At 61.4% G+C, this 26,675-nt stretch carries 23 protein-coding genes; 14 read left to right on the top strand and 9 right to left on the bottom strand.

The window, feature by feature from the left end:
- Nucleotides 1–32 precede the first annotated feature (32 nt).
- Entirely contained in the window at nucleotides 33–1,817 is a 1,785-nt protein-coding gene (locus GR198_RS02260) for an APC family permease (protein WP_028741874.1), read from the top strand.
- Between the two features lie 109 nt (nucleotides 1,818–1,926).
- Here GR198_RS02260 and GR198_RS02255 read toward each other — a convergent pair whose 3' ends face one another.
- The 3 genes from GR198_RS02255 to GR198_RS02245 form a co-directional block, all read right to left on the bottom strand.
- Entirely contained in the window at nucleotides 1,927–2,958 is a 1,032-nt protein-coding gene (locus GR198_RS02255) for an aldo/keto reductase (RefSeq protein ID WP_164067222.1), read from the bottom strand.
- 239 nt (nucleotides 2,959–3,197) lie between these two features.
- Nucleotides 3,198–4,460: a flavin monoamine oxidase family protein gene (locus GR198_RS02250; RefSeq protein WP_164067219.1), complete on the bottom strand. Its 1,263-nt coding sequence runs from the start codon at nucleotides 4,458–4,460 to the stop codon at nucleotides 3,198–3,200.
- A 63-nt stretch (nucleotides 4,461–4,523) separates the two neighbouring features.
- The gene (locus GR198_RS02245; RefSeq protein WP_164067216.1) at nucleotides 4,524–5,036 is read right to left on the bottom strand and encodes a MarR family winged helix-turn-helix transcriptional regulator; all 513 of its coding nucleotides are present in this window, start codon (nucleotides 5,034–5,036) and stop codon (nucleotides 4,524–4,526) included.
- Here GR198_RS02245 and GR198_RS02240 point away from each other — a divergent pair, their 5' ends adjacent.
- From GR198_RS02240 to GR198_RS02215, 6 genes are all read left to right on the top strand, one after another.
- Complete coding sequence (locus GR198_RS02240; protein WP_164067213.1) at nucleotides 5,037–5,927, top strand: haloalkane dehalogenase; 891 nt, start codon at nucleotides 5,037–5,039, stop codon at nucleotides 5,925–5,927.
- 96 nt (nucleotides 5,928–6,023) lie between these two features.
- Nucleotides 6,024–6,623, top strand: coding sequence for a class I SAM-dependent methyltransferase (locus GR198_RS02235; RefSeq protein ID WP_164067210.1), 600 nt, complete (start codon nucleotides 6,024–6,026; stop codon nucleotides 6,621–6,623).
- A 120-nt stretch (nucleotides 6,624–6,743) separates the two neighbouring features.
- The gene (locus GR198_RS02230) at nucleotides 6,744–7,418 is read left to right on the top strand and encodes a response regulator transcription factor (RefSeq protein WP_011655266.1); all 675 of its coding nucleotides are present in this window, start codon (nucleotides 6,744–6,746) and stop codon (nucleotides 7,416–7,418) included.
- The gene (locus GR198_RS02225; RefSeq protein ID WP_164067207.1) at nucleotides 7,415–8,794 is read left to right on the top strand and encodes an ATP-binding protein; all 1,380 of its coding nucleotides are present in this window, start codon (nucleotides 7,415–7,417) and stop codon (nucleotides 8,792–8,794) included. The genes GR198_RS02230 and GR198_RS02225 overlap by 4 nt, the downstream gene beginning before the upstream one ends.
- Nucleotides 8,795–8,888: 94 nt before the next feature.
- Nucleotides 8,889–9,869 carry a 3'-5' exonuclease gene (locus GR198_RS02220; protein WP_164067204.1) on the top strand — a complete coding sequence of 327 codons (981 nt, stop codon included), beginning with the start codon at nucleotides 8,889–8,891 and terminating at the stop codon, nucleotides 9,867–9,869.
- A gap of 183 nt (nucleotides 9,870–10,052) precedes the next feature.
- A complete protein-coding gene (locus GR198_RS02215) occupies nucleotides 10,053–10,199 on the top strand; it encodes a DUF1127 domain-containing protein (RefSeq protein ID WP_003548073.1) in 147 nt (48 codons plus the stop codon).
- A gap of 151 nt (nucleotides 10,200–10,350) precedes the next feature.
- On the opposite strand, the gene GR198_RS02210 is transcribed toward GR198_RS02215, so the two are convergent.
- The gene (locus GR198_RS02210) at nucleotides 10,351–10,614 is read right to left on the bottom strand and encodes a hypothetical protein (RefSeq protein ID WP_155248978.1); all 264 of its coding nucleotides are present in this window, start codon (nucleotides 10,612–10,614) and stop codon (nucleotides 10,351–10,353) included.
- 212 nt (nucleotides 10,615–10,826) lie between these two features.
- Here GR198_RS02210 and kduI point away from each other — a divergent pair, with 212 nt between their 5' ends.
- The 3 genes from kduI to GR198_RS02195 all read left to right on the top strand — a co-directional run bounded on the left by kduI (nucleotide 10,827) and on the right by GR198_RS02195 (nucleotide 13,491).
- The gene (gene kduI / locus GR198_RS02205) at nucleotides 10,827–11,663 is read left to right on the top strand and encodes a 5-dehydro-4-deoxy-D-glucuronate isomerase (RefSeq protein WP_164067201.1); all 837 of its coding nucleotides are present in this window, start codon (nucleotides 10,827–10,829) and stop codon (nucleotides 11,661–11,663) included.
- Nucleotides 11,660–12,424, top strand: a complete 765-nt coding sequence (kduD, locus tag GR198_RS02200; protein WP_312876434.1) for a 2-dehydro-3-deoxy-D-gluconate 5-dehydrogenase KduD — start codon at nucleotides 11,660–11,662, stop codon at nucleotides 12,422–12,424. The genes kduI and kduD overlap by 4 nt, the downstream gene beginning before the upstream one ends.
- A gap of 326 nt (nucleotides 12,425–12,750) precedes the next feature.
- On the top strand, nucleotides 12,751–13,491 hold the full coding sequence (locus GR198_RS02195) for a FadR/GntR family transcriptional regulator (protein ID WP_029874825.1): 741 nt from the start codon (nucleotides 12,751–12,753) through the stop codon (nucleotides 13,489–13,491).
- Between the two features lie 25 nt (nucleotides 13,492–13,516).
- On the opposite strand, the gene GR198_RS02190 is transcribed toward GR198_RS02195, so the two are convergent.
- The gene (locus GR198_RS02190; protein WP_164067196.1) at nucleotides 13,517–16,804 is read right to left on the bottom strand and encodes a GH36-type glycosyl hydrolase domain-containing protein; all 3,288 of its coding nucleotides are present in this window, start codon (nucleotides 16,802–16,804) and stop codon (nucleotides 13,517–13,519) included.
- Between the two features lie 334 nt (nucleotides 16,805–17,138).
- On the opposite strand from GR198_RS02190, the gene GR198_RS02185 reads away from it, so the two are divergent.
- Nucleotides 17,139–17,807: a hypothetical protein gene (locus tag GR198_RS02185; RefSeq protein ID WP_029874827.1), complete on the top strand. Its 669-nt coding sequence runs from the start codon at nucleotides 17,139–17,141 to the stop codon at nucleotides 17,805–17,807.
- Between the two features lie 607 nt (nucleotides 17,808–18,414).
- On the top strand, nucleotides 18,415–18,675 hold the full coding sequence (locus GR198_RS02180) for a hypothetical protein (protein WP_012763191.1): 261 nt from the start codon (nucleotides 18,415–18,417) through the stop codon (nucleotides 18,673–18,675).
- 136 nt (nucleotides 18,676–18,811) lie between these two features.
- Here the strand turns inward: GR198_RS02180 and GR198_RS02175 are convergent, their stop codons facing one another.
- Both GR198_RS02175 and GR198_RS02170 read right to left on the bottom strand, forming a co-directional pair.
- Nucleotides 18,812–20,353 (bottom strand): DHA2 family efflux MFS transporter permease subunit, encoded by a 1,542-nt coding sequence (locus GR198_RS02175; protein WP_029874828.1) that lies wholly within the window; start codon nucleotides 20,351–20,353, stop codon nucleotides 18,812–18,814.
- A 237-nt stretch (nucleotides 20,354–20,590) separates the two neighbouring features.
- On the bottom strand, nucleotides 20,591–21,499 hold the full coding sequence (locus GR198_RS02170) for a flagellin N-terminal helical domain-containing protein (RefSeq protein ID WP_029874829.1): 909 nt from the start codon (nucleotides 21,497–21,499) through the stop codon (nucleotides 20,591–20,593).
- A gap of 588 nt (nucleotides 21,500–22,087) precedes the next feature.
- Here GR198_RS02170 and GR198_RS02165 point away from each other — a divergent pair.
- Nucleotides 22,088–24,115, top strand: coding sequence for a beta-N-acetylhexosaminidase (locus GR198_RS02165; protein WP_029874830.1), 2,028 nt, complete (start codon nucleotides 22,088–22,090; stop codon nucleotides 24,113–24,115).
- An 86-nt stretch (nucleotides 24,116–24,201) separates the two neighbouring features.
- Here the strand turns inward: GR198_RS02165 and GR198_RS02160 are convergent, their stop codons facing one another.
- Complete coding sequence (locus GR198_RS02160) at nucleotides 24,202–24,678, bottom strand: winged helix-turn-helix transcriptional regulator (RefSeq protein ID WP_029874831.1); 477 nt, start codon at nucleotides 24,676–24,678, stop codon at nucleotides 24,202–24,204.
- A 90-nt stretch (nucleotides 24,679–24,768) separates the two neighbouring features.
- On the opposite strand from GR198_RS02160, the gene GR198_RS02155 reads away from it, so the two are divergent.
- Nucleotides 24,769–25,584, top strand: a complete 816-nt coding sequence (locus tag GR198_RS02155) for an oxidoreductase (protein ID WP_029874832.1) — start codon at nucleotides 24,769–24,771, stop codon at nucleotides 25,582–25,584.
- Between the two features lie 74 nt (nucleotides 25,585–25,658).
- Here the strand turns inward: GR198_RS02155 and GR198_RS02150 are convergent, their stop codons facing one another.
- A complete protein-coding gene (locus GR198_RS02150; protein ID WP_029874833.1) occupies nucleotides 25,659–26,399 on the bottom strand; it encodes a helix-turn-helix domain-containing protein in 741 nt (246 codons plus the stop codon).
- Nucleotides 26,400–26,675: the final 276 nt, after the last annotated feature.

The following is a 26,675-nucleotide window of genomic DNA, read 5'->3' as shown; positions in this document are numbered from 1 at the left end:
GTCCGGAACAAATAGAATGGGGAATTTCACTGATGACAGACGTTGTGGAGGCCGGGATTGCATCCGGCACCGAAGGTAAGCTTGTACGCGCGCTCGACTGGAAGGGCGCATTCTGGGTGGCTGCGGGCGTGCCGCCGCTTGTTCTTTTCTCCATCGGCGGCATTGCGGGCACGACGGGCAAGCTCGCCTTCGTCGTCTGGATCATCTCGATGGTGATGGGTTTCCTGCAATCCTTCACCTATGCCGAGATCGCTGGCATGTTCGCCAACAAATCCGGCGGTGCCTCGGTCTATGGCGCCACCGCCTGGCTGCGTTATTCGAAATTCATCGCGCCGCTGTCCGTCTGGTGCAACTGGTTTGCATGGTCGCCGGTGCTGTCGCTCGGCTGCGCCATCGCCGCCGGCTACATCCTCAATGCCTTCTTCCCGATTCCGGCAGCGGATTCGCAAATGGTCCTCGACTGGATCTCAGCGCATGCCGCTTCCATCACGGCCGATAGCCCCCGCGTCGCCGAATATATTGCAGCCCATGCCGGCACGACGCCGGATGACGCCGTCAAGGCATTGCTCGGCACCGACGGTGTCGCCGCCCTGACGCCAGCAATCCGCAGCTGGTCGCTCTTCAGCTTCAGCATTCCCTTCCTTGCCACCGCCAATATCAATGCCACCTTCTTCATCGGCGGCATCCTGATGCTGATCATCTTCGCCATCCAGCATCGTGGCATTTCGGAAACGGCAAGCGTGCAGAAGTGGCTGGCCATCATCGTGCTGGTGCCGCTGCTGATCATCGGCCTCTATCCGATCGTCAGCGGCCAGATCCTTGCCACCAACGTCACCGGTCTCGTGCCGCCGACAGCCGCCTATGCCGCTGCCGACGGCACCTGGAGCAACGGCGGCTGGACACTCTTCCTCGGTGGCCTCTACATCGCCGCCTGGTCGACCTACGGCTTCGAGACGGCGGTCTGCTACACCCGCGAACTCAAGAACCCGAAGACCGACACCTTCAAGGCGATCTTCTATTCCGGCCTTGCCTGCTGCCTGTTCTTCTTCCTCGTGCCCTTCGCCTTCCAGGGCGTTCTCGGCCATGCAGGCATGCTGGCCCCCGGGATCGTCGATGGCACCGGTGTTGCCGAAGCTCTCGGCGGCCTGATCGGCGCCGGCCGCGTCGTCACCCAATTGCTCGTCGTGTTGATGATCATGGCGCTCTTCCTCGCCATCATGACGGCGATGGCCGGCTCCTCGCGCACGCTCTACCAGGGCTCGAAGGATGGCTGGCTGCCGAAATATCTCGACCACGTCAACGAACACGGCGCGCCGACCCGGGCGATGTGGACCGATTTCGCCTTCAATCTCTTCCTGCTGGCGATCGCCTCGGATGTCGGCGGCTACTTCTTCGTGCTCGCCGTCTCGAATGTCGGCTACATCATCTTCAACTTCCTGAACCTCAATTCCGGCTGGATCCACCGGATGGATTCGGGCCATATCGAACGCCCCTGGAAGGCGCCGACCTGGCTGATCGGCCTCAACACCGTGCTGGCCTTTGTCAACGCGCTCTTCCTCGGTGCGGGTGCCAAGGTCTGGGGTTATTCCAATGCGCTCTGGGTCGGCTTCATCTTCGCCGCCCTGATCCTGCCGGTCTTCGCCTATCGCCACTATGTGCGCGACGGCGGCAAATTCCCGGCCGGCGCGATGGAAGATCTTGGCCTCGTCGGCCAGGATCTCGGCGTCAAGAAAGCCGGCATCCTGCCCTATCTCGCACTCGCCGGCGGCCTGGCGATCGTCCTGATCGCCAACGTGATCTTCCAGCTTCCGGCCTAAAATCGCCTCCCAAGCAGAAAGGCCGAAAAGCCGCCATGGAAACATGGCGGCTTTTTCATTGGTGGTTGCAGACCGGGCGAGACGACTCATCCGGTTGCAGAAGGAAGGCTCAGCGCCCGCCCTCGATCTTGCGATGGCGTTGGTTGATACCACCCTTGCCATAGGGATAGTCGAAAGGCTGAGGCGCACTCACCTCGTTCAACCGCGCCATCTCGTCGTCGGAGAGCTTGAGTTTCATGGCGCCGAGGTTGTCGGCGAGCTGTTCCGGCGTGCGGGCGCCGAGGATGACGGATGTGATCGCCGGCTGCGCCGCAGTCCAGGCGAGCGCCACCTGCGCCATGCTGACGCCATGCGCCTTGGCGATCTCCTCGACGACAGCGATGATCGCCCAGGTTCTCTCCATCGCATTACGCGGCGCATAGGATTCGCCGCCGCGATTGGGGTTTTCGCCGAGGCGGGTGGCGCCGGTCGGCATCTCGTCGCGCTTGTATTTGCCGGTCAGCCAGCCGCCACCGAGCGGCGACCACGGCAGCAGGCCCATGCCGGCATCCTGGCAGGCCGCGACGATCTCGAGTTCGATGTCGCGCACCAGCAGGTTATATTGCGGCTGCAGCGTCACCGGACGGGTATAGCCGCGCGCCTTGGCGATCTCCGAGGCCTTGGCGATATGCCAGCCGACATAGTTGGAGAAGCCGTAATAGCCGATCTTGCCGGATGAAACCGCATCGTCGAGGAAACGCAGCGTTTCCTCGATCGGCGTCAGCGCGTCCCAGGCATGCATCTGGTAAAGGTCGATCTGCTCGAGGTCGAGGCGGCGGAGCGAATCGTCGAGCGCCTGGCTAAGATGCCGGCGCGACAGGCCGATATCGTTGGGGCCGTTGCCCATCGGAAAGCGCCCCTTGGTGGCGACGATCGCCTGGCGGGCCTCGGTCGGGCGCGCCTTCAGCCAGCGTCCGATGATCTCTTCCGACTTGCCGGCGCTGTAGACATCGGCGGTATCGATGAAATTGCCGCCCCAGGCGAAATAATCGTCGAGCAGCTTGTGCGAGGCGGCCTCATCGGCCTCCGCGCCGAAGGTCATGGTGCCGAGGCAATAGGCGGTGACGACGGTCCCGCTGGGACCGAGCTTGCGATAATCCATTTCTTCCTCCTCATGCGGATACCCGCAGCCGACGTGCAAACGTCGGGGTAGAAGCCGGGGCTCCTGCAATCAATGACAATGACAATATTGTGCTTGAGGCGGCCGCTTGCCGCCGGATGACGTATAGCGCCCTGGGCTGGGAGCACAGGGGCGAGGGGGAGCATAACCAATCCCGCCCGCGCTACCAAGTGAGAAAAAAATATTCCTGCCTGCCGCGGCAGCCGGCGAAGGCACGGATTTCACGAAAACGACCCGGCGATCCGATCGGCTGCGGCGACGCCGGTCTCGTAGGCGCCGTGCGCCGTCGAATAACGCGATGTCGAACAGGCTTCGCCGGCAAAGAAGATCCGCTCGTCATGCGGCGCGGCGAGACGGCCGCGTTGATCGGAGGCACCGGGCTCGGCGTAGGAATAGGAGCCGCCGATATGGGGCGCTGCGGCCCAGGCCGACATTGCGACCACCGACAATTCCTTGCGGATATCCGCGCCGAAATGTGCCGCCAGTTCGTCTCCAGCGAAGGAGAAGGCAGCCTCTCTGCCTTGCCCCTCCAGATCATGCGCGAGGTCGCCGGCGAAATAAGCCTCGACGACGGGCGCGCCAAACGGCCGGAGCTGATAGGTGCCGGTCGCGCCGCGACGGGTAGAGCCCAACATATGCGTGTCAGCCGGCAACGCCTCCCGATTTGCGAGCCTCAAGAACAGCTTGTCGGCCAGCCCGAGCGGTAATTGGGCCGCTGCCTCGATCTTGTCAGGCAAAGGCGGGTCGAAGGCGATCTTACCGGCGGCAAGCACATTGGTCGAAACCGTCACCAGCACGGCGCGGGCACTGAGCACACCCTGGTTCGTCTCGATGCCGATACGGCCGGCATGACGATGGTCGATGCGCGTGACCTCGGCGCCGAGCCTTGCCCGAACCGGCTTGCCGTAAAGCGAGACCAGCGTTCCATAGCCCTCGCGCACCCGCCAGTCAGGGCCAGGGCCGGGATCGTATCTGTTGTAATCGACGACCGACGACCGCTCCAGTTCGGCGCCGGTGATATAGGTGCCGACCGCCCGGATCTGGCCGTTCCAGGGATTGCCCGGCTCGAGCATATCGGCCATGGCTGCGTCATTCCCCGCGTGGCTCTCGAGGCGCTCGAAATAGGCGCCGATCGCCTCCCTCGCGGCACGCGCCGCCGCGTCATCCCGCTGAAGTCGCCGTCCGCCATCGTTCCAGGGTGCCGGTGTGCGGTCGACCGTCAATCCGACCTCGCCGGCGATCGCAGTCCAGGCATTGGTCCGCGCGCCATGCAGCCAGCCGCAGCCGAGATCGAGCCCGATATCGGCGGCTTCAGGCAGGCTGGCCGTCCAGGCGCGACCGCCGAGACGATCGCCGGCTTCAACCAGGAGGATGGAGAGATCCGAGCGGATTGCCTGCAGACGGCGGGCGGCGGCAATGCCGGCGGCACCGGCGCCGATGATGACGACATCCTCGTCGGCACCCTTGCTTTTGTCACCAGGCATACATTCTCCTTCGGTCGCGCGACGGTTAAGTGGAAAGGGTCGCTCTGATACCAACCCGCTTTGCTATTGCAGCTGCTCCAGCAGCCGCCGGAGTGCTGTCCGCAAATCGTCCATCTGTTGCTGGCTGGTCAAGGCCGCCCAGCTTTCATCGACGCGCCGGCCCGCCGCCATCGCTATCGGCCTGACCCCCTGGCCTTTTTCCGTTAGAAACACCAGCCGGCCGCGCCGGTCGTTCGGATCGGGCCGGCGCTCGACATAACCCAGGCGCTCGAGTTCTTCCACGGCCTGCGTCATCGTCTGCTTGCGAACACGGGCGAGCTTGGTCAGCTCGCTGACCTGGATGCCCTCCGGCCGCGCGAAGGTGAAGACATTGGCATGCGGCGGGCGGATATCGCCGTAGCCGGCCTCATCGAGTGCCGCTTCGACAGCCTGTGTCCAATGCTGATGGACCAGACGCAACAACAGGCCAAGGGAAGACGACGACATAGAACCTCGCGCAGCGATATAGACAGTTACCTGTCTATATGGTAAATGGACAGTCGCCTGCCTATATAGCACGAAAGCGTGGAGCTCCATATGCCGACCATCGATATCCTCAGCTCGTTCATCTCCTACGAGGAGCTGGGGGAGGGCGACCCGATCGTCTTCCTTCACGGCAATCCCACCTCATCGCATCTCTGGCGGAACATCATGCCCGGCATCGGGCCCGGCCGCTGCCTGGCGCCCGATCTCATCGGCATGGGACGCTCCGGCAAACCCGATATCGGCTATCGCTATGGCGATCACATCGCCTATCTCGACGCCTGGTTCGATGCGCTTGGCCTCGACGGCGTCGTGCTCGTCGGCCACGACTGGGGCGGCGCGCTGGCATTCGACTGGGCCTCGCGCCACGCCGAGCGAGTGCGCGGCATCGCCTTCATGGAAACCATCCTGCGGCCGATGAGCTGGGAGGATCTGCCAGGCGGCGGAAAGGCGCGTTATGAACTGTTACGGGGTGCCGGTACCGGCGAGGCCAAGGTCCTCGACGAAAATTTCTTCATCGAACAGGCCTTGCGCGCGACCACGCTGAAAGGGTTCGGCGATGCCGACTGGGATGTCTATCGCACACCCTATCCGGACCGTAACAGCCGGCGCCCGCTGCTGGAATGGCCGCGCGCCATGCCGATCAACGGCGAGCCGGCCGATGTGGTCGCCAGGATCGAGACCTATGACCGCTGGCTTTCCGCCAGTCCTGAGGTTCCCAAGCTGTTGCTGACCTTCGACGGTCCCTCCGAAACGCTGTTGATCGGCAACGAGATGATTTCGTGGTGCCGCGACAACATCGCGGGCCTGGAGATCAGGGGGTGCGGGCCGGCACGCCATATCGCGCCCGAGGACCAGCCCGAGGCGATTGCCGCCGAAATCAAAAGCTGGATCGACAGGAGGGGGCTGAGAGCAGCGCACCGGAAGGTCGCGTTTCAGGCATGAAGATCTGCGTCTGCGGCACCGTGACTGCGTCATGACAGACTGTTGCAATGTTGAGCCGGTTCATAGGTGGGACCAATCAGCCACCGTGAAGGTCCCATGCCACGTTTCGATCGCCGACGCTTTCTTCTCGCCTGGCTTCGCGCACCGCTGCGCATCGCCTCGATCACACCATCAGGCCCCCGCCTTGCGGGCCTGATGACCAAGGAAATTTCTGCGCTGACCGGGCCGGTTCTCGAACTCGGCCCGGGCACCGGCGTTTTCACCGCGGCCCTTTTGGAACGCGGCATTGCAGAGCGCGATCTGACTCTGATCGAATACGAACGGGATTTCGCCACGCTGCTTCAAGATCGCTTTCCCGACGCCAGGGTGCTGCATCTGGACGTGCGGGGGATGTGGAAGACGGCGCTTTCCAGAAGCTTTTTCGGTGGTGTCGTCAGCGGGCTTCCGCTTCTCGCCATGCGGCCGGACGATGTGCAGGCGCTGCTCGAGGGCTGCTTTTCCAACCTCAGACCGCATGGTGCCTTCTATCAATTCACCTACGGGCCGAAATGCCCGGTGCCCGTCGAAATCCTCGACTCCCTCGGCCTTGTCGCCACGAGGATCGGCTGGACGTTGCGCAATATCCCGCCGGCTGCGGTGTATCGGATCAGCCGCAGGTACCAGCCAATGATGTTGATCGAGCAGCGCCGCGCGTGATGATACGATCCTTTGCTACGAGGCGGCGATCCGGCATTCAATGCGCGACAGGCATCGCAGACTTGCTCGAGGGTGATATGGTCTCTTCCTGTGGATCGACGGCCCCGATAGGAATGTGAGATGCGCATATTACTGATCGAGGATGAACCTCAAATGGCCGTGGCGCTCCGGGGGGCGCTCACCAGGCACGACATGGTGATGGATCACGTTTCGACCCTATGCGACGCCGAACTGGTGATCGGCGACGGCGCTTACGACGCCGTCCTCCTGGATCGGCAACTGCCCGACGGCGATGGCCTCGAACTCATTCCGAAGATCCGCAAGAAGGGGCTGACGCTGCCAATCATCGTCATCACCGCCAAGGGAGAGGTTCCAGACAGGATCACCGGCCTTGAGACCGGCGCCGACGATTACCTTGCCAAGCCCTTCGTCTTCGACGAACTTCTGGCGCGGCTGCGTGCCGTCATGCGCCGCTCCGAAACCTTGCGCCCGGCGCTGATCTCGATCGGCCGGCTTTCGTTCGATCCGACCTATTGCGACATCATCGTCTCCGGCCTGCGTCTGGAAATGCCGCGCCGGGAGGCGTTGGTGCTCGAATGCCTCATGCGCCGTGCCGGCCGCATGGTGCCGCGACCGGCCTTGATGGAAGCGGTCTTCGGCTTCGACGACGAGATCCAGTCGAACGCGCTCGATTCCCACATATCGCGGCTGCGGCGCAAGCTGGCAGCATCGCAGGCAGGCGTGGTCATCAACGTTATCCGGGGCGTGGGCTATCTCCTGCGTGAAGCATCATGAGCAAACGATGCTCCTATTCGCTGCGCAAGCGCCTGTTCTGGCGCCTTCTTGCCGTGCAATCGGTCGTGCTCATCCTGGTGATGATCGTGCTGATTTCGGTTGGCAAGATATCCGAATTCAGATCGACGGAGGGTACGATCGAGATCCTGCGCCAGGCCGTCTTCCGCCAGCCCACCGGAGAATTGAGCCTGAGGGAGACCGAGGATCTGCGACAGCTGCGCAAGGACGCGCCCGATCTCTGGTACACTGTTCGCGATATGCAGGGACATGTTTTGACCGAAGGCCGGATCCCGGAAGAATATGCCACAATCGGCAACACACTCGATCATGTCGGCCAAGCCAAGTTCGGCTTGAATCTCGGCGACCACGATCGTCCGGCTGCGCTGATGAAGTGGGTAGCGACGGATTGGGGACAGGTGCAGTTTCTGACGGGCACCGACGGCCCCAACTCGTCCACCTTCATCCTGCTCAAGCTTTCGCTAGTCCTTGCGAAAATTGTCATTCCCATCGTCGCGGTGATGGCGTTGGGTGCGTTGATCGCGACGCCGCTCGTCGTGCGAAGGTCGCTGGTCGGGATCGATCAGGCCGCGCTCCAGGCCGATACGATCGATATCGACCAGCGCGGCGGCCGGCTGTCTGAAACCGATACTCCGGAAGAGATCGCGCCGCTGGTGCACGCCGTCAATCGCGCGCTCGGCCGTCTCGACGAGGGTTATGAACGGCAGGAACGGTTTCTGACCGACGCCGCCCATGAGCTGCGCACGCCGATCGCCATTCTGAATACGAGAATTGGATCCCTGCCGCACAGTTCGATCAAGACCGACCTGTTGGAAGATGCCGCAAGGCTTGCCGTTCTCACCGAGCAGATGCTCGATCTTCAGCGACTGAAACAGGGCAAGGTCCAGTTCACCAAGGTCGACCTCGGCCAGTTGGCGAGGAAGGTCATCATCGAGATGGCGCCGCTGGCCTTTGCCGCCGGTTATACGGTGCAGTTCGATGTCGATGGCGCCGGCGAGATCGAGGGCGATCCTCTGGCGCTGCAGCGCGCCCTGATGAACATCCTGCAGAACGCAATCAACCACGGCGGCAGGAAAGGCACCATTACGCTGACCGCCGGCTGCCACTGGATCGAGGTCAGGGACGAGGGACCGGGCATCCCCGCCGATATGCGGGATCGGATATTCGAGCCGTTCTTCAAGCGCCATCACGACGGACGCGGCGCCGGCCTCGGCCTCAATCTCGTTCGCGACATCCTGCGCATGCACGGCGGCGAGGTGACGATCGACAACCGCAGTCCCGGCGCGGTCTGCCGGCTGAGCTTCCCGCCAGACAAAACGGTACGCGTTGATACTCCACCGCATCTGGCGACTGCATAATTCAAAGTGCCGCAGCGTTCCTTGCGCCTCGCGAAAAGACCCGCGGCGTTGTCATGCGATGGATTAAATCGCGTCTCCGTGACATATAGATTCGATGAGCGTGCACAGAGATTCGCAACTCGACATGTTTGCCAAGGCATCGCCCGCGACGGCCAAGGCACGCGGTCCATCGCACCGGCGGCCATCGCAACCGGTCGTCCACTCCGATGAAGACATGGTGCGGGCGCTCGAAGAGAGCGGCAACTATCGCATCTTGAGAAAACTGGCCGCCCGGCCGATTGCGTCAGTCAGACGGCCCGGGTTTTCGCGGCTCGGCGTCATTCTCGATACGGAGACCACCGGTCTCAACCACCGCAACGACGAGATCATCGAAATCGGCGCCGTCGCCTTTACCTTCGACGATGACGGCGCGATCGGCGATATCGTCGGCATTTACGGCGGCCTGCAACAGCCGTCCCGGCCGATTCCGCCCGAGATCACCCGGCTGACGGGTATCACCGATGCGATGGTCGAAGGACAGCGCATCGATATCCAATCGCTGAGAACTCTGATCGAGCCGGCGGACCTGATCATTGCCCACAATGCCGGTTTCGACCGGCCGTTCTGCGAGGCCTTCTCGAAGATTTTCACCGGCAAGGCCTGGGCATGCTCGGTGTCGGAGATCGATTGGAGCGCCCGTGGCTTCGAGGGCACGAAGCTCGGTTATCTCGTCGGCCAGGCCGGTTATTTTCACGAAGGCCATCGCGCCGTGGACGACTGCCACGCCCTCCTGGAAATCCTCGATCAGGAGCAGCGCGACGGTGAAAGCCCGTTCACCGAGCTTTACCGCGCCAGCCAGCGCTCGCGCATCCGTATCTTTGCCGAACACAGCCCGTTCGAGATGAAGGATCATCTGAAGGCGCGGGGTTATCGCTGGTCGGACGGCAGCGACGGCCGCCTGAAGTCCTGGTGGATCGAAGTCGGCGAAGAGGATCTCGGCGACGAGCTTTCCTATCTGCGCTCGGATATTTACCGCTGGGCCGAGGCGGAGCCGCCGATCGTGCGGCTGACCGCCTTCGATCGCTTCAAACTCTGACCGCGAAGCGGTTCGGATCCTGATTGGCTACTAGATTTGGCGACCCATGCAAGCGCCGCATAGGTGCAGTGATGCATTGGCGCTGCAATAATCAGCGGTCTCATACTATATACAACTCATCGAAGCGAACGAAGCGCCAAGGACTGGCAGCTAAGCTTCGAAAGCCCACGAAAGGGGATCATCATGAACGTAGCACGCTCTTTCAATAACTGGCGCAAGTACCGTCAGACGGTCGCTGAACTGGGTCGTATGTCCGCACGCGAACTGGACGACCTCGGCATCGGCCGCAGCGAAATCCGCAACGTCGCCCGCGCAGCCATCGCCCGCTAACGGCAGCTTAGACCAAGCATCTTCAAAGACTATGCCAGCGCCTGCTTCCTCCCGAGCGGGCGCTTTGCTTTTGTGCTTCCGGCAGATGGACCATGTGATCGAGCCTCCCGCTTTTCGCATAACGCATAGCTGCCCTGCAAAGAAGTGCCTATCAACTGAGCAAAAAATAAGTATGATTATTTCTATCGAAGCGATGCACCTCCTCCCGCATCCCTTCGATGTACAGGCGCCCCATCCTCCTCCCAGGGTCGTCTGTGGAATGACAGCACTCCTCCTCCCAGCTGTCGTTCGGTTTTTTACGAAAGCCTGCCGCACCTCCTCCCGCGGCAGGCTTTTTCGTTTTGGCCGATAGCACTGCCGGATCGCGCCAAGAACGACCGCTTGCGATCCATTGCTTGGATGATGGCGTCATCATCTCCGGAAATTCTCCTGTCTATTCCCAGATTTTCTTTCGTACTCTTGCGGGCCTTGCGTCTCCTCAAGTGCGCACGGACAAACCTGTTGACACCAAACTTGTCGTACAACTATGTAACCGGATGGATACCGCCGCAGCGGAACAGGCCGGACAAGACCGGCTCCCGCAACAGCGACGACCCGTAGCGACAATGAAGCGGAAGGAAAATTGACATGCAGATCGACGTGAGGCACGCCTCCCATCCCGAGGCCGTGCGCGATTTCGACACGGAGACGCTGCGGCGTCACTTTCTGGTGGAAACCGTCTTCGCGAGCGGCGAGATCCGGCTCACATATTCGCATTACGACCGGATGGTCATCGGCGGCGCGACGCCGCTCGGCCCCGGGCTGACGCTAACGGCGCCGACGGCGATCGGACAGGAAACCTTCCTTGCCGAACGTGAACTCGGCGCCCTGAACATCGGTGGTGCCGGCCGCATCATCGTCGACGGCACGAACTACGATCTTGCCAAATATGATTGCCTCTATGTCGGCAAGGGTGCCAGGGACATCAGCTTCGAGAGCGCGGATGCCGCCAATCCGGCAAAGTTCTATCTGGTCTCGACGCCAGCGCATCAAGCGCACCCGACCGTGTTGCTCACCCGCGAAAAGGCCCGTCACCTGACGCCGGGCGAAGCCGCGACGGCCAACAAGCGGTCGATCTACCAGTTCATCCATCCGGAAGTCTGCCAGTCGTGCCAACTCACCCTGGGCTTCACCATGATCGAGCCGGGCAGCGTCTGGAACACCATGCCTGCGCATACGCATGACCGCCGCATGGAAGCCTATCTCTATTTCGATCTGGAAGCGGAACAGCGTGTGTTCCATTTCATGGGCGAGCCGCAGCAGACCCGGCATATGCTCGTCGCCAACGAACAGGCGGTCATCTCGCCGCCCTGGTCGATCCATTCGGGCGCCGGCACCAAGAACTACAGCTTCATCTGGGCGATGGCCGGCGACAATAAGAGCTTCACCGACATGGACCATATCGCCATTGCGGATCTGAGGTGAGCATCGTGGCAAATCCCTTCGACCTTTCCGGCCGGGTCGCCGTCGTCACCGGCGCCAATACCGGTCTCGGCCAGGCCATCGCGGCAGCGTTGGCGCAGGCCGGTGCGTCGATCGTCGCCGTAGGGCGCTCCTCGATGGACGAAACCGAGGCGCTGGTGCAGGAAGCGGGAAGCCGCTTCCATGTCATCAAGGCCGATCTTGCCAGCATCGAACCGGTCAAGGGGATTGTCACTGAGACCATCCAGACCTTCGGCGGTCTCGACATCCTCGTCAACAATGCCGGCATCATCCGCCGCGCCGATGCGCTCGACTTCACCGAGGAAGACTGGGACGCGGTGATCGACGTCAACCTGAAGACTGCCTTCTTCCTGTCTCAGGCGGCCGGCCGCCACATGGTCGACAAGGGCAGGGGCAAGATCATCAACATCGCCTCGCTGCTCTCCTTCCAGGGCGGCATCCGGATCCCGTCTTATACTGCCTCGAAAAGTGGCCTCGCCGGACTGACCAAGCTGCTTGCCTGCGAATGGGCCGGCAAGGGCGTCAACGTCAACGCCATCGCCCCCGGTTATTTCGTCACCAACAACACCACGGCGCTGCGCGAGGATGCCGACCGCAATGCCGCCATCCTCGCCCGCATCCCGGCCGGGCGCTGGGGAACGCCGTCCGAAATCGGCGGTGCGGCCGTATTCCTCGCATCGTCGGCATCCGACTACGTGCATGGAACGGTGCTGCCCGTCGATGGCGGTTGGCTGGCGCGCTGATCGGTCTCACCAACCGATCAGGCCTGGAGCGCCGTGCGTCTTTCAGACGCGCTAAGGGCGCTCTATCGCTTTCATTTTCCGCATAACCCCGAAAATCGATTCCGGTTTTCGGGGTTATGCGCTAGAGCATGATGCCGAAAAGTGTGAGCGGTTTTCGGACGACATCATGCTCTAACTCTTTAATTTAGAACAGGATTCAGATTTTAGGCCGACCGGCCTAAATCATCCTGTTCTAGGGCTGCTGCCCACCGCATCGGCGTGGATACGAAATGCGAACAGGAAACGGGGCCGGCGCAGCCGCCTCGACACCAGGATTTCGAAACAGGATGGCAGATAAGGACAACGCAGTCTTCAATACCGTTCAGCAGGTGCCGAACCTGCGCAGCAACCTTGCCGATATGTTGACGGCGCAAATCGAGTCCGGCGACCTGAAGCCCGGCCAGCGCCTGCCGACCGAACAGGCGATCATGACGGCGACCGGCGTCAGCCGGACGATCGTTCGCGAAGCGCTCGCCGCGCTGCGCGCGAAGGGACTGATCACCACGCGGCAGGGCCTTGGCGCTTTCGTCTCGAACGATCCGACCCCCAGATCCTTCTCCATCATTCCGAACGACCTGCAGTCGATCGACGAGGTTCTGCGCGTGCTGGAGCTGCGCATGGGGGTCGAATACGAAGCCGCCGGTCTTGCCGCGCTGCGGCGCACGCAGGAGGACATCGACCGCATGCAGGATCGTCTCGATGCCCTCGACAAGGCGCTCGAGGAGGGTGGATATGGCGCGCAAGAGGATTACGCTTTCCACAGATCCATTCTGGTCGCGACGCACAACTCCTATTACGGCCGCCTCTTCGACACGTTCGGCAACATCATGGTGCCGCGGCAATGGGCGCGCTTGGACAAGATGACATCAGCCGAGCGCAAGCGCCATGCGGCGCGCATGCGCAGGGAACACCATGCCATATTCGCGGCGATCCGCGACCGCGACGAGCTTGCTGCGCGCCGCGCCATCCGAAGCCACCTGTCGAAGAGTGCCGCGCGCTTCGAAGAGTTGCGCGACGCTACCGCATAATACCGCAGTGCATGGCGCCCCCGCTTCACACCTCAGGCTTCAACTTCATCAGCCGCCGCCAGGCGGCGTGGTCGGTTTGCAGATCAGCAGAAGCGTGGATCGCGGGCAGAAGCGGTTTGCGTTTGCGCCGGCCGAAGCGCCGTTTGAAGCCGAGGATATTTTCGACGAAGCTCCTGATGTAGAGCCCCGGGCCGCTTGAATAGATCCGCCATCCGCCGTCGACGGCGATCTCTCCCGCCTTGACGCGTTCCCATTCGGCCGCTGCCTGATAACGGTCATGGAAAGCCGCATCGCTGCTGCTGAAATAGGTGTTGCGCTGGCGCAGCGATGCATGCGGCAGCGCTGATGTGACAGAAATCGGATTGACGACGGCGATCGCCTTCCAGAGGTCCTCCGCCTCGGCATCGAGCGCCAACGTCTCGCAGTAGCGCAGATGCGCATGGACATACATCAGCCCGATCTCGCGGCCGAAGAAGGAGGAGGATTCGGCCCGGCGAAACAGCGTCTCGGGCCCGCCGGCATAGGTCGCGGGCTTTTCCATCAGCCGCACCCCGTCGGGGAAAAGCAGATGCTCTTCGATCAGCTTCATATGATCGCGTCTTTGAACCGGCGTGAAGAGGCCGCCGAGCATCGCCTGCGTCATCGAGATCAGCGAAAAGTGCAGGCCGGTGCGCCGGTCGCTCGGATGCAGCAGCAATTCAACGCCGTCATGGCTGGGATCGAAGATGCCATAGCCGGCAACGACGCCGTCGCGCACGAGATGGCGGTTGAAATCCCGGCGCATCGCCGTTGCGATCTTCCTCAAGCCCTTGGCCTTGTCGCCATGGCCGAGGCGGCGCAGGATCGCCGAATAACGGACGATCTGCTCGTAGAGCAGGGCAACGGTCCAGCTGCTGACCATCCAGTCGCGCAGATGCGGATCGGCCGGTTGCAGGGAATCGTTCCAGTCTCCCTCGCCATAGCGGATCAGATGCGTTCCGGGAATGAAAGCTTCGCGAACGGTCTCGAGCAGCTTCTCGACATGGATCGCGATAGTGTCGAGCTCCGGCGCCCTCGCCATCGTCTTTTCGTCGCGCCAGGAGACTTTCTCGTCGAGGATGGCGAGATCGCCGGTCGCTTCGATGTAGTCGCAGAGCGCCTTTAACGGCCAGACGACGATGTCGCCGTGACTATCGCCTGCCCGGATGTTGGCATAGGGCTCCAGCATGAACCATTGCGGCCAGTCGCCTTTTTCCAGGTATTGTTCACTGAAGACGGTCTTCAGCACCTCCTTGGCTTCGCGATCATGCTCGTAGGCGAGCAGGAATTCGATCGGCCCCTGGCATGCGTCGCGCGTACCCCAGGCCGCACCGGTATATTGCTCGAGGCCGTGCGGTACGCTCAGATGCACGATCGCATCATGCGCCAACCACGGCAGCAGCGTCGTCTGCGCGGCAAGGTCGGGCGAAGTGCTGGCGATCGTCAGGCCGCGCACGGCGTTCCGCCAGAATTTCGATGCCGGTGCAAGCATGGCTTCGTCGGTGACGCCGGCCTCATAACGCTGCGCCAGCCGCTCGGCTTCCGCAGCATCGGTCATCGAGCCGACGACGGCGAAAGAGAGCGCCTGCGTGATCAGGGATCGGAGCGCCACGAAAGCACCGTTGCGTGTTATTCCATCGCTGTAGAGCAGTTCGTCGCCGCCGATTTCCTCGATCGCGTCGGGCGTCGAAGTGACCAGCCAATAGCTGGCATCGGGATAGCGCTCGCCCCAGAGCCAGGCCGGGTCCGGCCGGAAAAGGATGCGTTTGTCCGACCGATCGAATTCGATCTGCCCGCCCGCGTCATATTCACGCTCGCCAAGCACGACATGGCCGAATACCAGGAAGCGACACGGTTTGCCCTCGACGGAGACGGACCACTGCATCGCCGCATCCTCGCCGGAGGCGACCGCCGACACGATGATCGTGCGTTCGGGGAGGCGATAGATCCAGCGGCAATCGCTGAGCCCCATTTCGAAAGCCGACGGCACCGCCAGAAGCTGCCAGCCGGAGCCGATATCCGCCATGATGCGCAGCCCGCTGGCGCGGGTCAGATTGTAGGGGTCGCGGGAGACGGAAAAGAGCTTGTGAAAGGACGTATTGCCGATCGTCAGCTGGGCCGCGAAAATGCCCTGCATCCAGCAGGTCGCGGCAAGCGTCGTATCGTCGAGCAGCATATTCTCACCGCTTCTGACGATCGCGCCGTGACGGCGCGCCACAATCAGCTCCTTGTCGCGCAGGACCACATGGCGGTTCAGAACGCCATCGGAGACGAAAAACGAAAGAAGCTTTCCGTCGACGCGCTCTTCCAGGCTTCGCTCCGGATAGAGCTTGCCGATCGCCTTTTTGTCCAGCGCCTCGGCCTTCAGCAGGGCAGCATCCTGGAGCAGGCTGCGGACCGGCGCGGCCTCCTCGATATCGGCGGCCGCACTGTCTGTCGCCGCGAGCTCGTCAAGCCGTGAAAGGTCGGCATCGCTCGACGCCTCGGGATGATCGGCGACGAACACGGCAAAGAAGGTCGTGGTCGCGCCGGTCGCCGGCACAGAAAGCGATTTCGACTGAATGGCGGGGCATGCCGTCTCCTGCTGCCGCCGTTTGCTCGGCAAGCTGGTGCCGAAAGGCCCGACCAGCAAGTCGTCGAGGCGGTCGCTCGCCTGCACCAGCTGGATCGCATCCGTGGCATAGGCAGCCGCCCCATCAAGGCAGCCCTGCGCGAGCCAGGGGTTGCGGGCGCCCGACATCTTGAGATTTTGCCGGTTCATCACGACAGGGCCGAATGTCTCGTGATCGGCGATATGATGATCGACATATTGCGATGCATAGGCTTCACTGTTCATCAGGAAGCCGCGATCGCCGAGGCCGACGTCCTGGATCAGCACCAGATCGACCGGCAGCGTCCCATCCTTCAGATGCCGGATGGAGGCACGCCAGAACCAGGCCGTTTCAGAGGGATGAAGCTCGAGGCGGACATTGTAGCCGATATCGCCTGTTTTGCCGCTCCAGGAGAGGCTCGTCGCATCGTGCCCGAAGCTGCCGTTAGCGCGAGGCCCGACAAGCTCCACCACCTCGGGCGCGGCGCCGCCGATGCGCAGATAAAGGCGACCGACGCCGCCGGCGAGCGGCGAGCCCTGGATCTGGTTGATCTGCAGCGATCCCTTGTCGTCGGCGTATTCGATGGCAAACAGGGTGCCGTTCGGCAAGGCCGATATCGACAGGCCGGAACCGTTGCTGATCGTGAAGAGGCCAAGCTCGTCGCGTCGGGGCATTTGAAAACTGCGGTCAAGGTCCGTGGCCATTGAGATCTCGTCGATTGGCTTCAGAAGGGAACTGGAGGATGACGCAAAATGGTTGAGAGAAATCTTACCACTATCGCCGGTTCTCGATTAGGTCCTTGAAAGACAGGCCAGCCGATATCACTTGATGTTTCAATTCGAAAGTTGCACCGAGAGGTCATTGCCAAGGCGTCAAAGGAACTGAGGTCGCCGGAGACGATGATGCCGTCAGGTTGCTCAATGGGCCATACCGGCGGGAACGGAGTTCCCTATCGTTTAAGTTCAAGGCAAACTGGGACGGAAAGCGCTGATTCCGTCTGTGCGTGCAACTCGCAGCTCCTATTCAACGAGGTGACTATTGACGCAGTTCTTCGAAACCACTCAAGGGATCATGGCAATGGGAGCGTTCATCGGCGCCGGCGGTTTAGCCGCTGGCTCCTTGCTTCCCATCGTCATTCGACTTGCGAAGTCTGGGATCAACCGGCGCCCGAAAGCCGAGGTTAAAAACCTAGCGATGCTGACGGTGCTGGCCCTAGACGATTTTGTCGGAGCCAGCTATGCGGCCGTTCACGACATGCCCGAATTCAATCCTATGGATGAAGGCCAATTCGCGTTTCACGTTCCCGATCCAACCCTTGCACTTCCGCAGGACGCAAACTGGGGGCTTTTTAATACCGAGCTTTCAGAAGAAATTTTGTGGTTGTCGAACCGAGTGAAGACCCTTTCTTATGCGTTGGATAGTCTCGACCTTTCCAGGCCCGGATACGATGGCTTCTTCGAACGACGCCAAGAAGGTTATGCTGGTCTGGCGGCTGAAGCGATGGACATTATTGAGCGTATGCTTGAAGAGTTTGACCTCACCCTGCCTGCCAAGCCAGATTATTATCGCCAGCGGGAAGGTCTCGTTTCAGCTGTCCAAAAGGCTGGAGAAAATAACTCGCAGCGCTCAAAGGCTCGCACTCTCGCGCACCCGAGTGGGTCAAATGTGCTGCAACTGTTCCCAAAGGCGAACGACGACGCCGAGTAAAATCAAGCGAAACCGTCGAACCCAATCAAAGGCATCGCCTCCTCACGCATGGCATCTTCTCCATTGGATGGCTCGTTCCATTGCGGCCTAGTCCTGCGCCAGATCGACGCCTTCTAAAAAGTTCAAGATCCAGGTCGCGGTGAGAGCCTTCAAGATGCCATCCACCACGGACTATTTTCGGCTGGATGATCCGTCATTGCATAGCTGCATTGCACAAAAAATGTTTTCCAACTGGTAAAAAAAGGAGCATAGTGATCATAGCTGATGCAACACGACGGCTTTCCTCCCAGTTCCGTCGTTTCAGCTGTTCCCCTCTGGAGGTTTATACCTTCACAATTAATGGGCCACGGTTCTCCGTTGGCCCTTTTTTTTGTCTGAGAAAATCACGCGTTGCCGCCGGGGTTGATCGACCGGCATCCCAATTCCCAGGCGCTGGCTTCGGTCCTATAACCGTAATTCAGTCATCAATAGAGTTTGTTTGAGACCGGAGCGATATGCGAGCCACGTCGTGGCGACGCGGACGTAAAAGTGGCTGACGAAGCCGGGCAGGGAACACTGCTTTAGGAGTTCTTCGGCTCCAGGGAAGCGACACAATGGTGAGGGTTTGATGGCAGAACGAATGTCTGAACGCGCCAAGGGTGACATCGACGCCATTTTGGAACGGCTCTATCGGGTTTCGCCGGAGCTGGATAGAATTGCCGCCGATTGCGAGAGAGCTTTGCGGCTTAATGCCGAAGCAAGAGGCGATTACATTTCGCCACGAACCATGCAGGCGTTTGCCGAAATGCGCGATGCCGTAAGCGCGCTGTACGGTTCGGCGCAGAATGCGATGAAGGAAGCCGATAGGTTCTTCAAGCCGAAATCGTAGGTTAGATTTCGCTACGGATGCGCGATAGGGCCATGGGGCTCGGCACGGCCGACGATTTCAAGCCATTCGCCAGGTTAACCGTTCATCCACGGGAGCTTAGTTGATTCGCCTAAAGCGGCTTCCTCAACCCTGGTTTTCACGTTGACGTTGGCCGCCTGGCAAAGGGCACTGAGAGCAGGGCGCAGCCGGTCAGGACGGCAATCACCATCCAGGCTTCGTTGATCGCCTGGACGCTTGCGGCGGTCTGGACCAACGGATCGAGCAGCGCCGTGGTATCCGCGTCGAAGCTGCCACTATGCCCGGATATCGTCTGAAGAGGTGCGCCGACGAATGTCGCAGCCTCGACGTCGCCGGCCTGAAGGCGGGTCCAGAGGACTTGTCCCAGCGGCTCCGAGCGCGTGTAGATGATGGTGTCGATGAGGGCGATGCCGATCGCCCCGCCGAGATTGCGCATCAGGTTGAAAAGTCCGCTCGCATCGGGGATGCGGTCTGGCGGAAGTGTACCGAGCGCCAGCCGCGTCGGCGGCAGCAGGCAGAACATAATGGCGACGCCGCGCACCACCTGCGGCCAGAACATCGCGTCATAATCCGAACGAGGGTCCTGAAAAGCGCTCATCCCGACACCGATCGCAAAGAGCGCGAAACCGGCCGCCGACAGCAATCGCGCGTCCATGCGCTTCTCCAGCGCGACCGCGATCGGCGCCGTGATCAGCTGCGCGACGCCGGTGACCAGCATCGTCATGCCGATTTCGAGGGCGTCGTGTCCCCTGATGAAAGCGAGAAAGACCGGCATGAGATAGACCGAACCGAAGAGGCCGATGCCAAGCACGAAGCTCAGAACCGAGCCGACGAGAAAGTTCCGGTCACCGAAATTGCCGAGATCGACGATCGGCCTGTCTCGGCGCAACGTTCGCCAGACGAAGACGCCTCCCGATGCAAGACAGACCGCCAGCAGGCTTAAGACATAGGCCGAGCCCCAGCCGCTCGTCGGCGCCTCTTTCAGGCTGAGTTCCAGGCTCGTCAGCGCGGTTGCCATCAGCAGCAGCGACAGACCGTCGAGATGCCTGAGTTCGGACGGATCGGTCGCCTGCCTCGGCAAGGACCGTGCCGCCAGGATTGCCGAGGCAATGCCTGGAAGGATATTGATCAGGAACAGCCAGTGCCAGGAGTAGGTCTCAGTCAGCCATCCGCCGACGATCGGCCCAACGGTCGGGGCCAACACCGCGAGAACGCCGGCGATCGTCGTCGCAAGCGCCTGGCGCTCGTTCGGGAAGAGAATGAACACGGCTGAAAACACCGAGGGGATCAGGGTTCCGCCGGAAAAGCCCTGAAGCACCCGCCAGGCTACCAGCTCGCCGAAGCTGCCGCTCATCGCACAGCCGGCAGAGGCTGCGACGAACAGGCTGATGGCGGTGACGAACAGCCATCGCATCGTCAAAAGCCGCGTCAAGAGGCCGGTGAGCGGGATCGCCACCACTTCGGCGATGAGATAGGCCGTCTGTATCCAGCTCATCTGATCCGGATCGATATCCAGCGCCGACTGGATGGTCGGCAGCGATGTCGCCACCACCTGGACGTCGAGGATCGCCATGAACATGCCGACGCACATCGCCATGAAGCCGAGCCAGACGATGGCGGGCGTTTCATCAGGGCGGGCAGATTCAAGTCGTTCCGACATGCGATGATCCCGCGCGCTGCATTCTCCGCCCAGGGTGCGAAGACTACTGCAGAATTCCTTAAATCGGAATCGATCGAGAGTAAAATATGCAGCAATTCAAAGTGATGCAGCGCCGCGTCTGAAAGACAGCGGCGCTGTAGGCATTTCCATCCCCAATTGCGATCGAGCCTGACCGGGTGGGTCAGGCTCGATCCTCTGTTCAACGGATTTGGTCCGAGCGTCCTATTTGTCCGGTGCTTAGCTGCGGAAGAGCGACAGGATATTCTGCGACGACGAATTCGCGATCGATAGCGACTGGATCGCAAGCTGCTGTTGTGTCTGCAAGGCAGACAGCCTGCTCGACTCCTCCTCCATGTCGGCGTCGACCAGCCGTCCCACGCCCGACTCGATCGAATCGGACAGCGCACCGACAAAGTCTTCCTGCAGTTCGATGCGCGTCGAGATCGAACCCAGCTGCGCACCGGCAGAGGTCATCGCCGACAGCGCGGATTCGATGGTCGACAGCGCCGACTGGATCTGACCGGTGGTGAAGTCGGTAATGTCGAGCGAATAGACGGAATCGCCATTTGCGTCCACCGTTCCGAGGATGCCGGACGCGGTATCGATCGTCCCGCTGCTCATGCCGAACAACACATTGCCCGTGGAGCTGGTATCCAGGGCATAATCCGTCACTTTAACGGAAACGGCGCCGGAGCCATCGCGAACAAAGGACGACACGACGCTTTTCGTGCCGCTTTCGCCCGCGACCCAGTTCTCACCAGAGAACGACGCTGACTGGGCGATGCTCAGCAGCTGATTCTGAAGCTGCGTGATTTCTTCCTGGACCTTGGATTTGTCGACACCGTCTTCAGTCGCTGCCACAAGCTTGGATTTGATCTCGTCGACGACGTCGATCGCATTTTCCATTGCCGTATAGGCAGTATCGACCTTTGCTGCGCCGAGGCCAAGGGCGTCGGACACGGCGGAAAGTGCCTTGTTGTCGGACCGCATCGTGGTTGCGATCGACCAGTAGGCGGCGTTGTCGGATGCGGTGTCGACCCGGTAGCCGGTAGAGACACTGTTCTGTGTCGTTTCGAGATTGGAATTGATACTGCGCAGCGTCTGAAGGGCAGCCATCGCGGAATTGTTCGTATTGATGCTCGTCATTGGAAATTCGACCCGTTCATGAAGTTGGATGTGTTGCATCCCGGGTCAATCCGGGCCGTGGCGAGCAGCCTCATGCTTATCGACCCGTGTTCGGGAAGGTCAATTCGCCATCGTTGGGTTCAATTATGGTACTTAAAAGTACCTTAATCGTTAACACGAAGGGACGCGGCGATATTTTTTCGCGGGAATGCGATGCCAAGGCTCGGTTGCTCGATTTGCCGGCCACTTTTTCGGTGAAGGTCATGCCCCCGTTAATGTCTGCTGAGAGCCGATCCGGAGGCGCTGCAGAAATTTCCAATCGGCAATTGACGTGTCGGCGGGAAACTGACTATCAATCTTAAATCAATTTGATTGACTTCAAAAATAACGGGATCGCGGGGATGAGGTTGAGCAAGGATGCCCCCCGCGCCATTTCCATCGGAGCCGGCTTTGCGGCAGCAAGCGCTCCGACCGGGCTGGGCTTACGCGATCATCGGCAACATCACACCCTCGGCCGCCTACAAAAAGGCCGCTGGCGCCATGCCTACCCCCAATTCCGCTCCCGGTAGTACGCCGGAATACGCATGATCCGATCTTCAAGAGGAAAGAATGACAATGTCCACACCGCGACCAAAAGCCCTGCGGCTTGAAACCCTTTGGAATCCGCCTGCTGATGGTAAGGAATTCTCCTACGTCCTGCGCCTCAAGAACCTCGGCACCGAGCCGCTTTCGAATTTCTCCCTCTGCGTCAGCGGCCCGGGCCGTGTCGATCCGGCCGGGCGCGTCGAAGGCGCCACGGTTTCGCAGCGGCTGTCGAATTTCACCGAGTTCCAGCCGCCGGCCAATTTCGTTCTCGGCGCCGGCGAGACGTGGGCGATCTCGGTCTATGCGCTGAGCTGGCAGTTCCGCCACTGGACGGACGGCGCCACGAGCGGTTATCTCGCTCTGGCCGATGGCAGCACGATCGTGCTCACCATCGAGCCGACGCGATCCTCGGTCAGCAACGCGCCATTGAAGCGTGGCGCCGAGATCTATCCGGTGCCGGTCAATGCGCCCGTTCAGGTGTCGATCATTCCCTGGCCGAACCATGTGGCGGTCGCCTCGCGTCGGCCGCTGCCGGCCGGTTTTGCGCCGCAGGCGCAGAGCGTTGCAGGGGAGGCGGCAACACGCAGTTTCGCAGCGCTGGTCGAGCATCTCTTCGCCGTCGAAGGCATCGTGCGGAGCGAGGCGGAAGGCGCGGTTCCGGTTGCCCTGAAGGATGCCGCCGGCTTCGGGCCGGAGGCCTATCGGCTGAGCTTCGAGGGTGAGACGATCACCATCGAGGCAAGCAGCCAGACCGGCTACCTCTACGGCCTCGTCACGCTCGGCCAGATCTGGCGCGGTGCAAGGCTGCATCCCGAGGTCTTCCAGTTTCCGGCGTCCGGCGAGATCGTCGATGAGCCGTCGATGGGTTGGCGCGGCCTGCATCTCGACGTCGCCCGCCAGTTCTATGGCGCAGCCGAAGTTAAGAAGCTCCTGGCGGTGCTTGCCTGGAACAAGCTCAACCGCTTCCACTGGCACCTTTCCGACGACGAAGCATGGCGCGTCGAGATCGACGCCTATCCTGATTTGACCGCGGTCGGTGCCTGGCGCGGCCACGGTCTGGCCGTTCCGCCGCTGCTCGGTTCGAGCCCGGCCCGCACCGGCGGCTATTATACCAAGGCCGCCATCCGCGAGATCGTCGCCCAGGCCAAGGGCTTCGGCGTGGAGATCGTGCCGGAGATCGATGTCCCCGGCCATTGCTACGCCATGCTGCAGGCGATACCGGAACTGCGCGATCCGGCCGAGGTCGGCAGCTATTATTCGGTTCAGGGCTTTCCCGACAATTGCATCAATCCGGCCCGCGAGAAGACCTATGAGATCATCGAGACGATCCTTTCGGAACTCATCGAGCTCTTTCCGTTCAAGACCATCCATCTCGGCGCCGACGAAGTGCCGCTCGGCGCATGGTCCGGCTCGCCGGAAGCGCTCGAGCGCCTGCGTAGCGTGGCGGGCGACGAGGTTGCCGATGCGCATGCCAAGCGGCTGAACGTCGTGACCAATACCCATGGCGCCGACGACATCCACGGCTCGGGCGCCGCCATCCTGCAGGCGGAGTTCCTGAGCCGCGTCCAGCGCTTCCTTGCGAGCAAGGGCTGCATCACCGGCGGCTGGGAAGAGGCGGCCCACGGCGATGTCATCGACAAATCAAAGAGCTATCTCTGCAGCTGGCGCAATGTCGAGGTCTCGGCCGAACTTGCCGAGCGCGGCTACGAAATCGTCGTCTGCCCCGGACAGGTCTACTACCTCGACATGGCGCTCAGGCCCGACTGGGACGAACCCGGCGCCAGCTGGGCGGGGACTTCGGATGCCGAGAAGCTCTACAATTTCGACCCCATCGGCGGCTGGACGGTGAGCCAGAAACAGAAACTCCTCGGCATCCAGGCCTGCATCTGGTCCGAGCCGATGACGGATCGCGCCGTTTTCGACCGCCTCGTCTTTCCGCGCATTTCCGCGCTTGCTGAAACGGGCTGGACGAAGCCGTCATCCAAGTCGTGGGAGCGTTTCAGGGCGCTCGCAGGACTGATGCCGCTGCTCTACGGGCTGCAGCAGTCGTAGCGCCCGGATCGGGCCACGGGTTTTGATTTGAGGATCACCCTCGCCATCGCCGGAGGCGGTGATGGCGGGGGATACTGAAATCGCTTTCAAAGGGTGTTGTCAGGTGCCGCTTCATCTGCCGCGGGCAGTTCGCATTCGGGTGCGGCGATACGAATAGGACGTGTCCCAATCGGCGCGCCGGTCGCGCGGTCGATGGTGACGGGATCGATCTCGGTTCCGGTCTCAGCGTCGAAGAAGCGGGTGACTGCACCGCCGCCGCGGTGCTTGCGGCCCCAGGCGCCGATTGCAAACAGCACCGGCAGAAAGTCGCGGCCGGCTTGCGTCAGCACATATTCGTCGCGCGGCGGACGCTCGGAATAGCGGCGCTTTTCCAGCAATCCTTCCTCGGTCAGCGATGACAGCCGCCCCGTCAGCATTGTCGGGACGATGCCGAGGCTTTTGCGAAATTCATCGAAGCGGGTCAGCCCCGCATGGGCGTCGCGCATGATCAGCATGCTCCACGCATCGCCGACGAGCGCCAGGCTGCGGGCGATCAGGCAGGGCTGTTCGGAAAGATTCTTCATGTCGATATCTTTTTAGTAGTGACTTGCTATCTTTTTGATAGTAACAGAATGCGCATGAATGTTCCACGACAAAAACGAAGGCAGACGTCAATGAGCAAGAAAGAACGCGGCATTGCCCTGGTCACCGGGGCTTCCTCCGGCATCGGGCTGGTGACGGCGAAGGCGCTGCGGCGCGACGGTTACCGTGTGTTCGGCACCAGCCGAAAGCCGATGGCTGACACTGCCGACGGCATCACCATGCTGGTCTGCGACGTCATCGACGATCAATCGGTGCAGGGCGTCGTAGACGAGGTTCTGAAACGCACGGGACGGATCGATCTTCTCGTCAACAATGCCGGGATCGGCCTGCTCGGCGGCGCCGAGGAATCGACGACGGCGCAGGCCAAAGCCGTGTTCGACGTCAACGTCTTCGGCACGATGCGCATGACCAACGCGGTGCTGCCGGTGATGCGGCGGCAGCGCAGCGGTCGGATCATCAACCTGAGCTCGATCCTCGGGCTGATCCCGGCGCCCTTCAACGCGCTCTACGCTGCGACCAAACACGCGATCGAAGGCTATTCGGAATCCCTCGACCATGAAGTGCGCACACAGGGCATCCGCGTCGTGCTCGTCGAACCGGGTGTCACCCGCACCTCCTTCGAGGAGAACATCACGCGCCCCGACCGGCCGCTTGCCGTCTATGATGCAGTGCGCGCCGATGCGGAGAAGCTGATGCGCGAGATCGTCTCAAAAGGCGATGCGCCCGAGGTGGTCGCCGCAGCCGTCGTCAAGGCCGCCAATGCGCCATCGCCGAAGAGACGCTACACGGCTGGGAAAGCCGCAGGACAAGTGCGTTTCATCCGCCGCTTCCTGCCCGAGTCCTTCGTCGACAAGAGCCTGCGGAAATTCAATAAGCTTCCCGGCTGAGCCGGCGCTATCGGTCGGAGATCAAGGCTGCCGCCCCGCCCACAGCGAACAAACACGTGTCGAGCGAAGCGGCTTCACTGTCGTTGCCGGTAGGCAGAGGGTGTGATGCCTGTGCCCAACTTGAATGCCCGTGTCATGTGGCTCTGGCTGCTGAAGCCGCAGGCCGAAGCGATCTGCGCGATCGGGTCCATGCCTGATAACATCGATTTAGCGCGCTCGATACGCCGGTGAGCCACCCAGCCATGTGGAGACACACCATAGCTTGCCCGGAACATCCGCTGAAAATGAAACGCGCTGAGCTGCCCGATCGTAGCCAGATCCTGCAAACGGATTGTCTCACCGAGATGGGCCTCGATATACTCCAGACTCCGGCGGCGCACATGAGGAGCGAGCCCGCCGCTGATCGCACAGGGACGCATCCCTCCATAACGCGGATCAACGAAAAAATCGTTGATCGCCTGCGTCATCGCTTCTTCAGCCAGCAGATGACCACCCGCCAACATCGCTTTCGTCATCTGCCGAAGCGTGTGCGCCAAGGCGGGTGCATCTGCGAAGGTCACTTCGGGAAGAGCCATGAGCCGAGCATCGCGGTCAAACGTCTCAGCAAACATCCGGCGCATCTGATCGTCGGGAACATACAGATGGACGAATTGGGAAAAGTCGGTGATTTCCCATTCGGACGAGTGCTCCTGTGGCATGATGCACAGCACTCCCGGACGGCCGCGCGCGCCGGGGCTGCCATCCAGACGACGCGTTCCGGCGCCGCCTCTCAGATAAAGACTGAACGTATGACCGTTCGGCCGCTCATAGCTCATCCTGTCCTGTGCATTGCTCCAGATGGCAGCTGATCGCCCGAAACCCAAATCGATGGACTGTGACATCCGTGCAGTGGGAGATGCGGACAAAAACCTGAAAACCGAGGGGTGACTATATTTCACCAATTCTTCCCCACACCTGACCATGCCGCGCGAACAATACCGGTGGACGACCCGCATGGCGAGCCGGAAGTCCGGGCAATTCGATTTCATAGCAAGAATCTGCAAGAGGCCTGCTCACGGTTCGCCTATTGGTCGGGAAAACGAGGATCACTC

The sequence above is a fragment of the Rhizobium leguminosarum genome, assembly GCF_010668065.1.
Classification (GTDB): Bacteria; Pseudomonadota; Alphaproteobacteria; order Rhizobiales; family Rhizobiaceae; genus Rhizobium; species Rhizobium leguminosarum_S.
This window is presented reverse-complemented; position numbering and strand designations above follow the sequence as displayed.

Excerpts from the sequence above, each read along its gene's own strand:
- GR198_RS02220 (WP_164067204.1), top strand. The coding sequence starts at position 8,889 with ATGAGCGTGCACAGAGATTCGCAACTCGACATGTTTGCCAAGGCATCG.
- GR198_RS02215 (WP_003548073.1), top strand. The coding sequence starts at position 10,053 with ATGAACGTAGCACGCTCTTTCAATAACTGGCGCAAGTACCGTCAGACG.
- GR198_RS02160 (WP_029874831.1), bottom strand. The coding sequence starts at position 24,678 with ATGAAGAATCTTTCCGAACAGCCCTGCCTGATCGCCCGCAGCCTGGCG.
- GR198_RS02180 (WP_012763191.1), top strand. The coding sequence starts at position 18,415 with ATGGCAGAACGAATGTCTGAACGCGCCAAGGGTGACATCGACGCCATT.
- GR198_RS02250 (WP_164067219.1), bottom strand. The coding sequence starts at position 4,460 with ATGCCTGGTGACAAAAGCAAGGGTGCCGACGAGGATGTCGTCATCATC.
- GR198_RS02190 (WP_164067196.1), bottom strand. The coding sequence starts at position 16,804 with ATGGCCACGGACCTTGACCGCAGTTTTCAAATGCCCCGACGCGACGAG.
- GR198_RS02165 (WP_029874830.1), top strand. The coding sequence starts at position 22,088 with ATGACAATGTCCACACCGCGACCAAAAGCCCTGCGGCTTGAAACCCTT.
- GR198_RS02175 (WP_029874828.1), bottom strand. The coding sequence starts at position 20,353 with ATGTCGGAACGACTTGAATCTGCCCGCCCTGATGAAACGCCCGCCATC.
- GR198_RS02255 (WP_164067222.1), bottom strand. The coding sequence starts at position 2,958 with ATGGATTATCGCAAGCTCGGTCCCAGCGGGACCGTCGTCACCGCCTAT.
- GR198_RS02210 (WP_155248978.1), bottom strand. The coding sequence starts at position 10,614 with ATGATGACGCCATCATCCAAGCAATGGATCGCAAGCGGTCGTTCTTGG.
- GR198_RS02170 (WP_029874829.1), bottom strand. The coding sequence starts at position 21,499 with ATGACGAGCATCAATACGAACAATTCCGCGATGGCTGCCCTTCAGACG.
- GR198_RS02240 (WP_164067213.1), top strand. The coding sequence starts at position 5,037 with ATGCCGACCATCGATATCCTCAGCTCGTTCATCTCCTACGAGGAGCTG.
- GR198_RS02225 (WP_164067207.1), top strand. The coding sequence starts at position 7,415 with ATGAGCAAACGATGCTCCTATTCGCTGCGCAAGCGCCTGTTCTGGCGC.
- kduI (WP_164067201.1), top strand. The coding sequence starts at position 10,827 with ATGCAGATCGACGTGAGGCACGCCTCCCATCCCGAGGCCGTGCGCGAT.
- GR198_RS02260 (WP_028741874.1), top strand. The coding sequence starts at position 33 with ATGACAGACGTTGTGGAGGCCGGGATTGCATCCGGCACCGAAGGTAAG.
- GR198_RS02230 (WP_011655266.1), top strand. The coding sequence starts at position 6,744 with ATGCGCATATTACTGATCGAGGATGAACCTCAAATGGCCGTGGCGCTC.
- GR198_RS02195 (WP_029874825.1), top strand. The coding sequence starts at position 12,751 with ATGGCAGATAAGGACAACGCAGTCTTCAATACCGTTCAGCAGGTGCCG.
- GR198_RS02155 (WP_029874832.1), top strand. The coding sequence starts at position 24,769 with ATGAGCAAGAAAGAACGCGGCATTGCCCTGGTCACCGGGGCTTCCTCC.
- GR198_RS02150 (WP_029874833.1), bottom strand. The coding sequence starts at position 26,399 with ATGAGCTATGAGCGGCCGAACGGTCATACGTTCAGTCTTTATCTGAGA.
- GR198_RS02245 (WP_164067216.1), bottom strand. The coding sequence starts at position 5,036 with ATGGAGCTCCACGCTTTCGTGCTATATAGGCAGGCGACTGTCCATTTA.
- GR198_RS02235 (WP_164067210.1), top strand. The coding sequence starts at position 6,024 with ATGCCACGTTTCGATCGCCGACGCTTTCTTCTCGCCTGGCTTCGCGCA.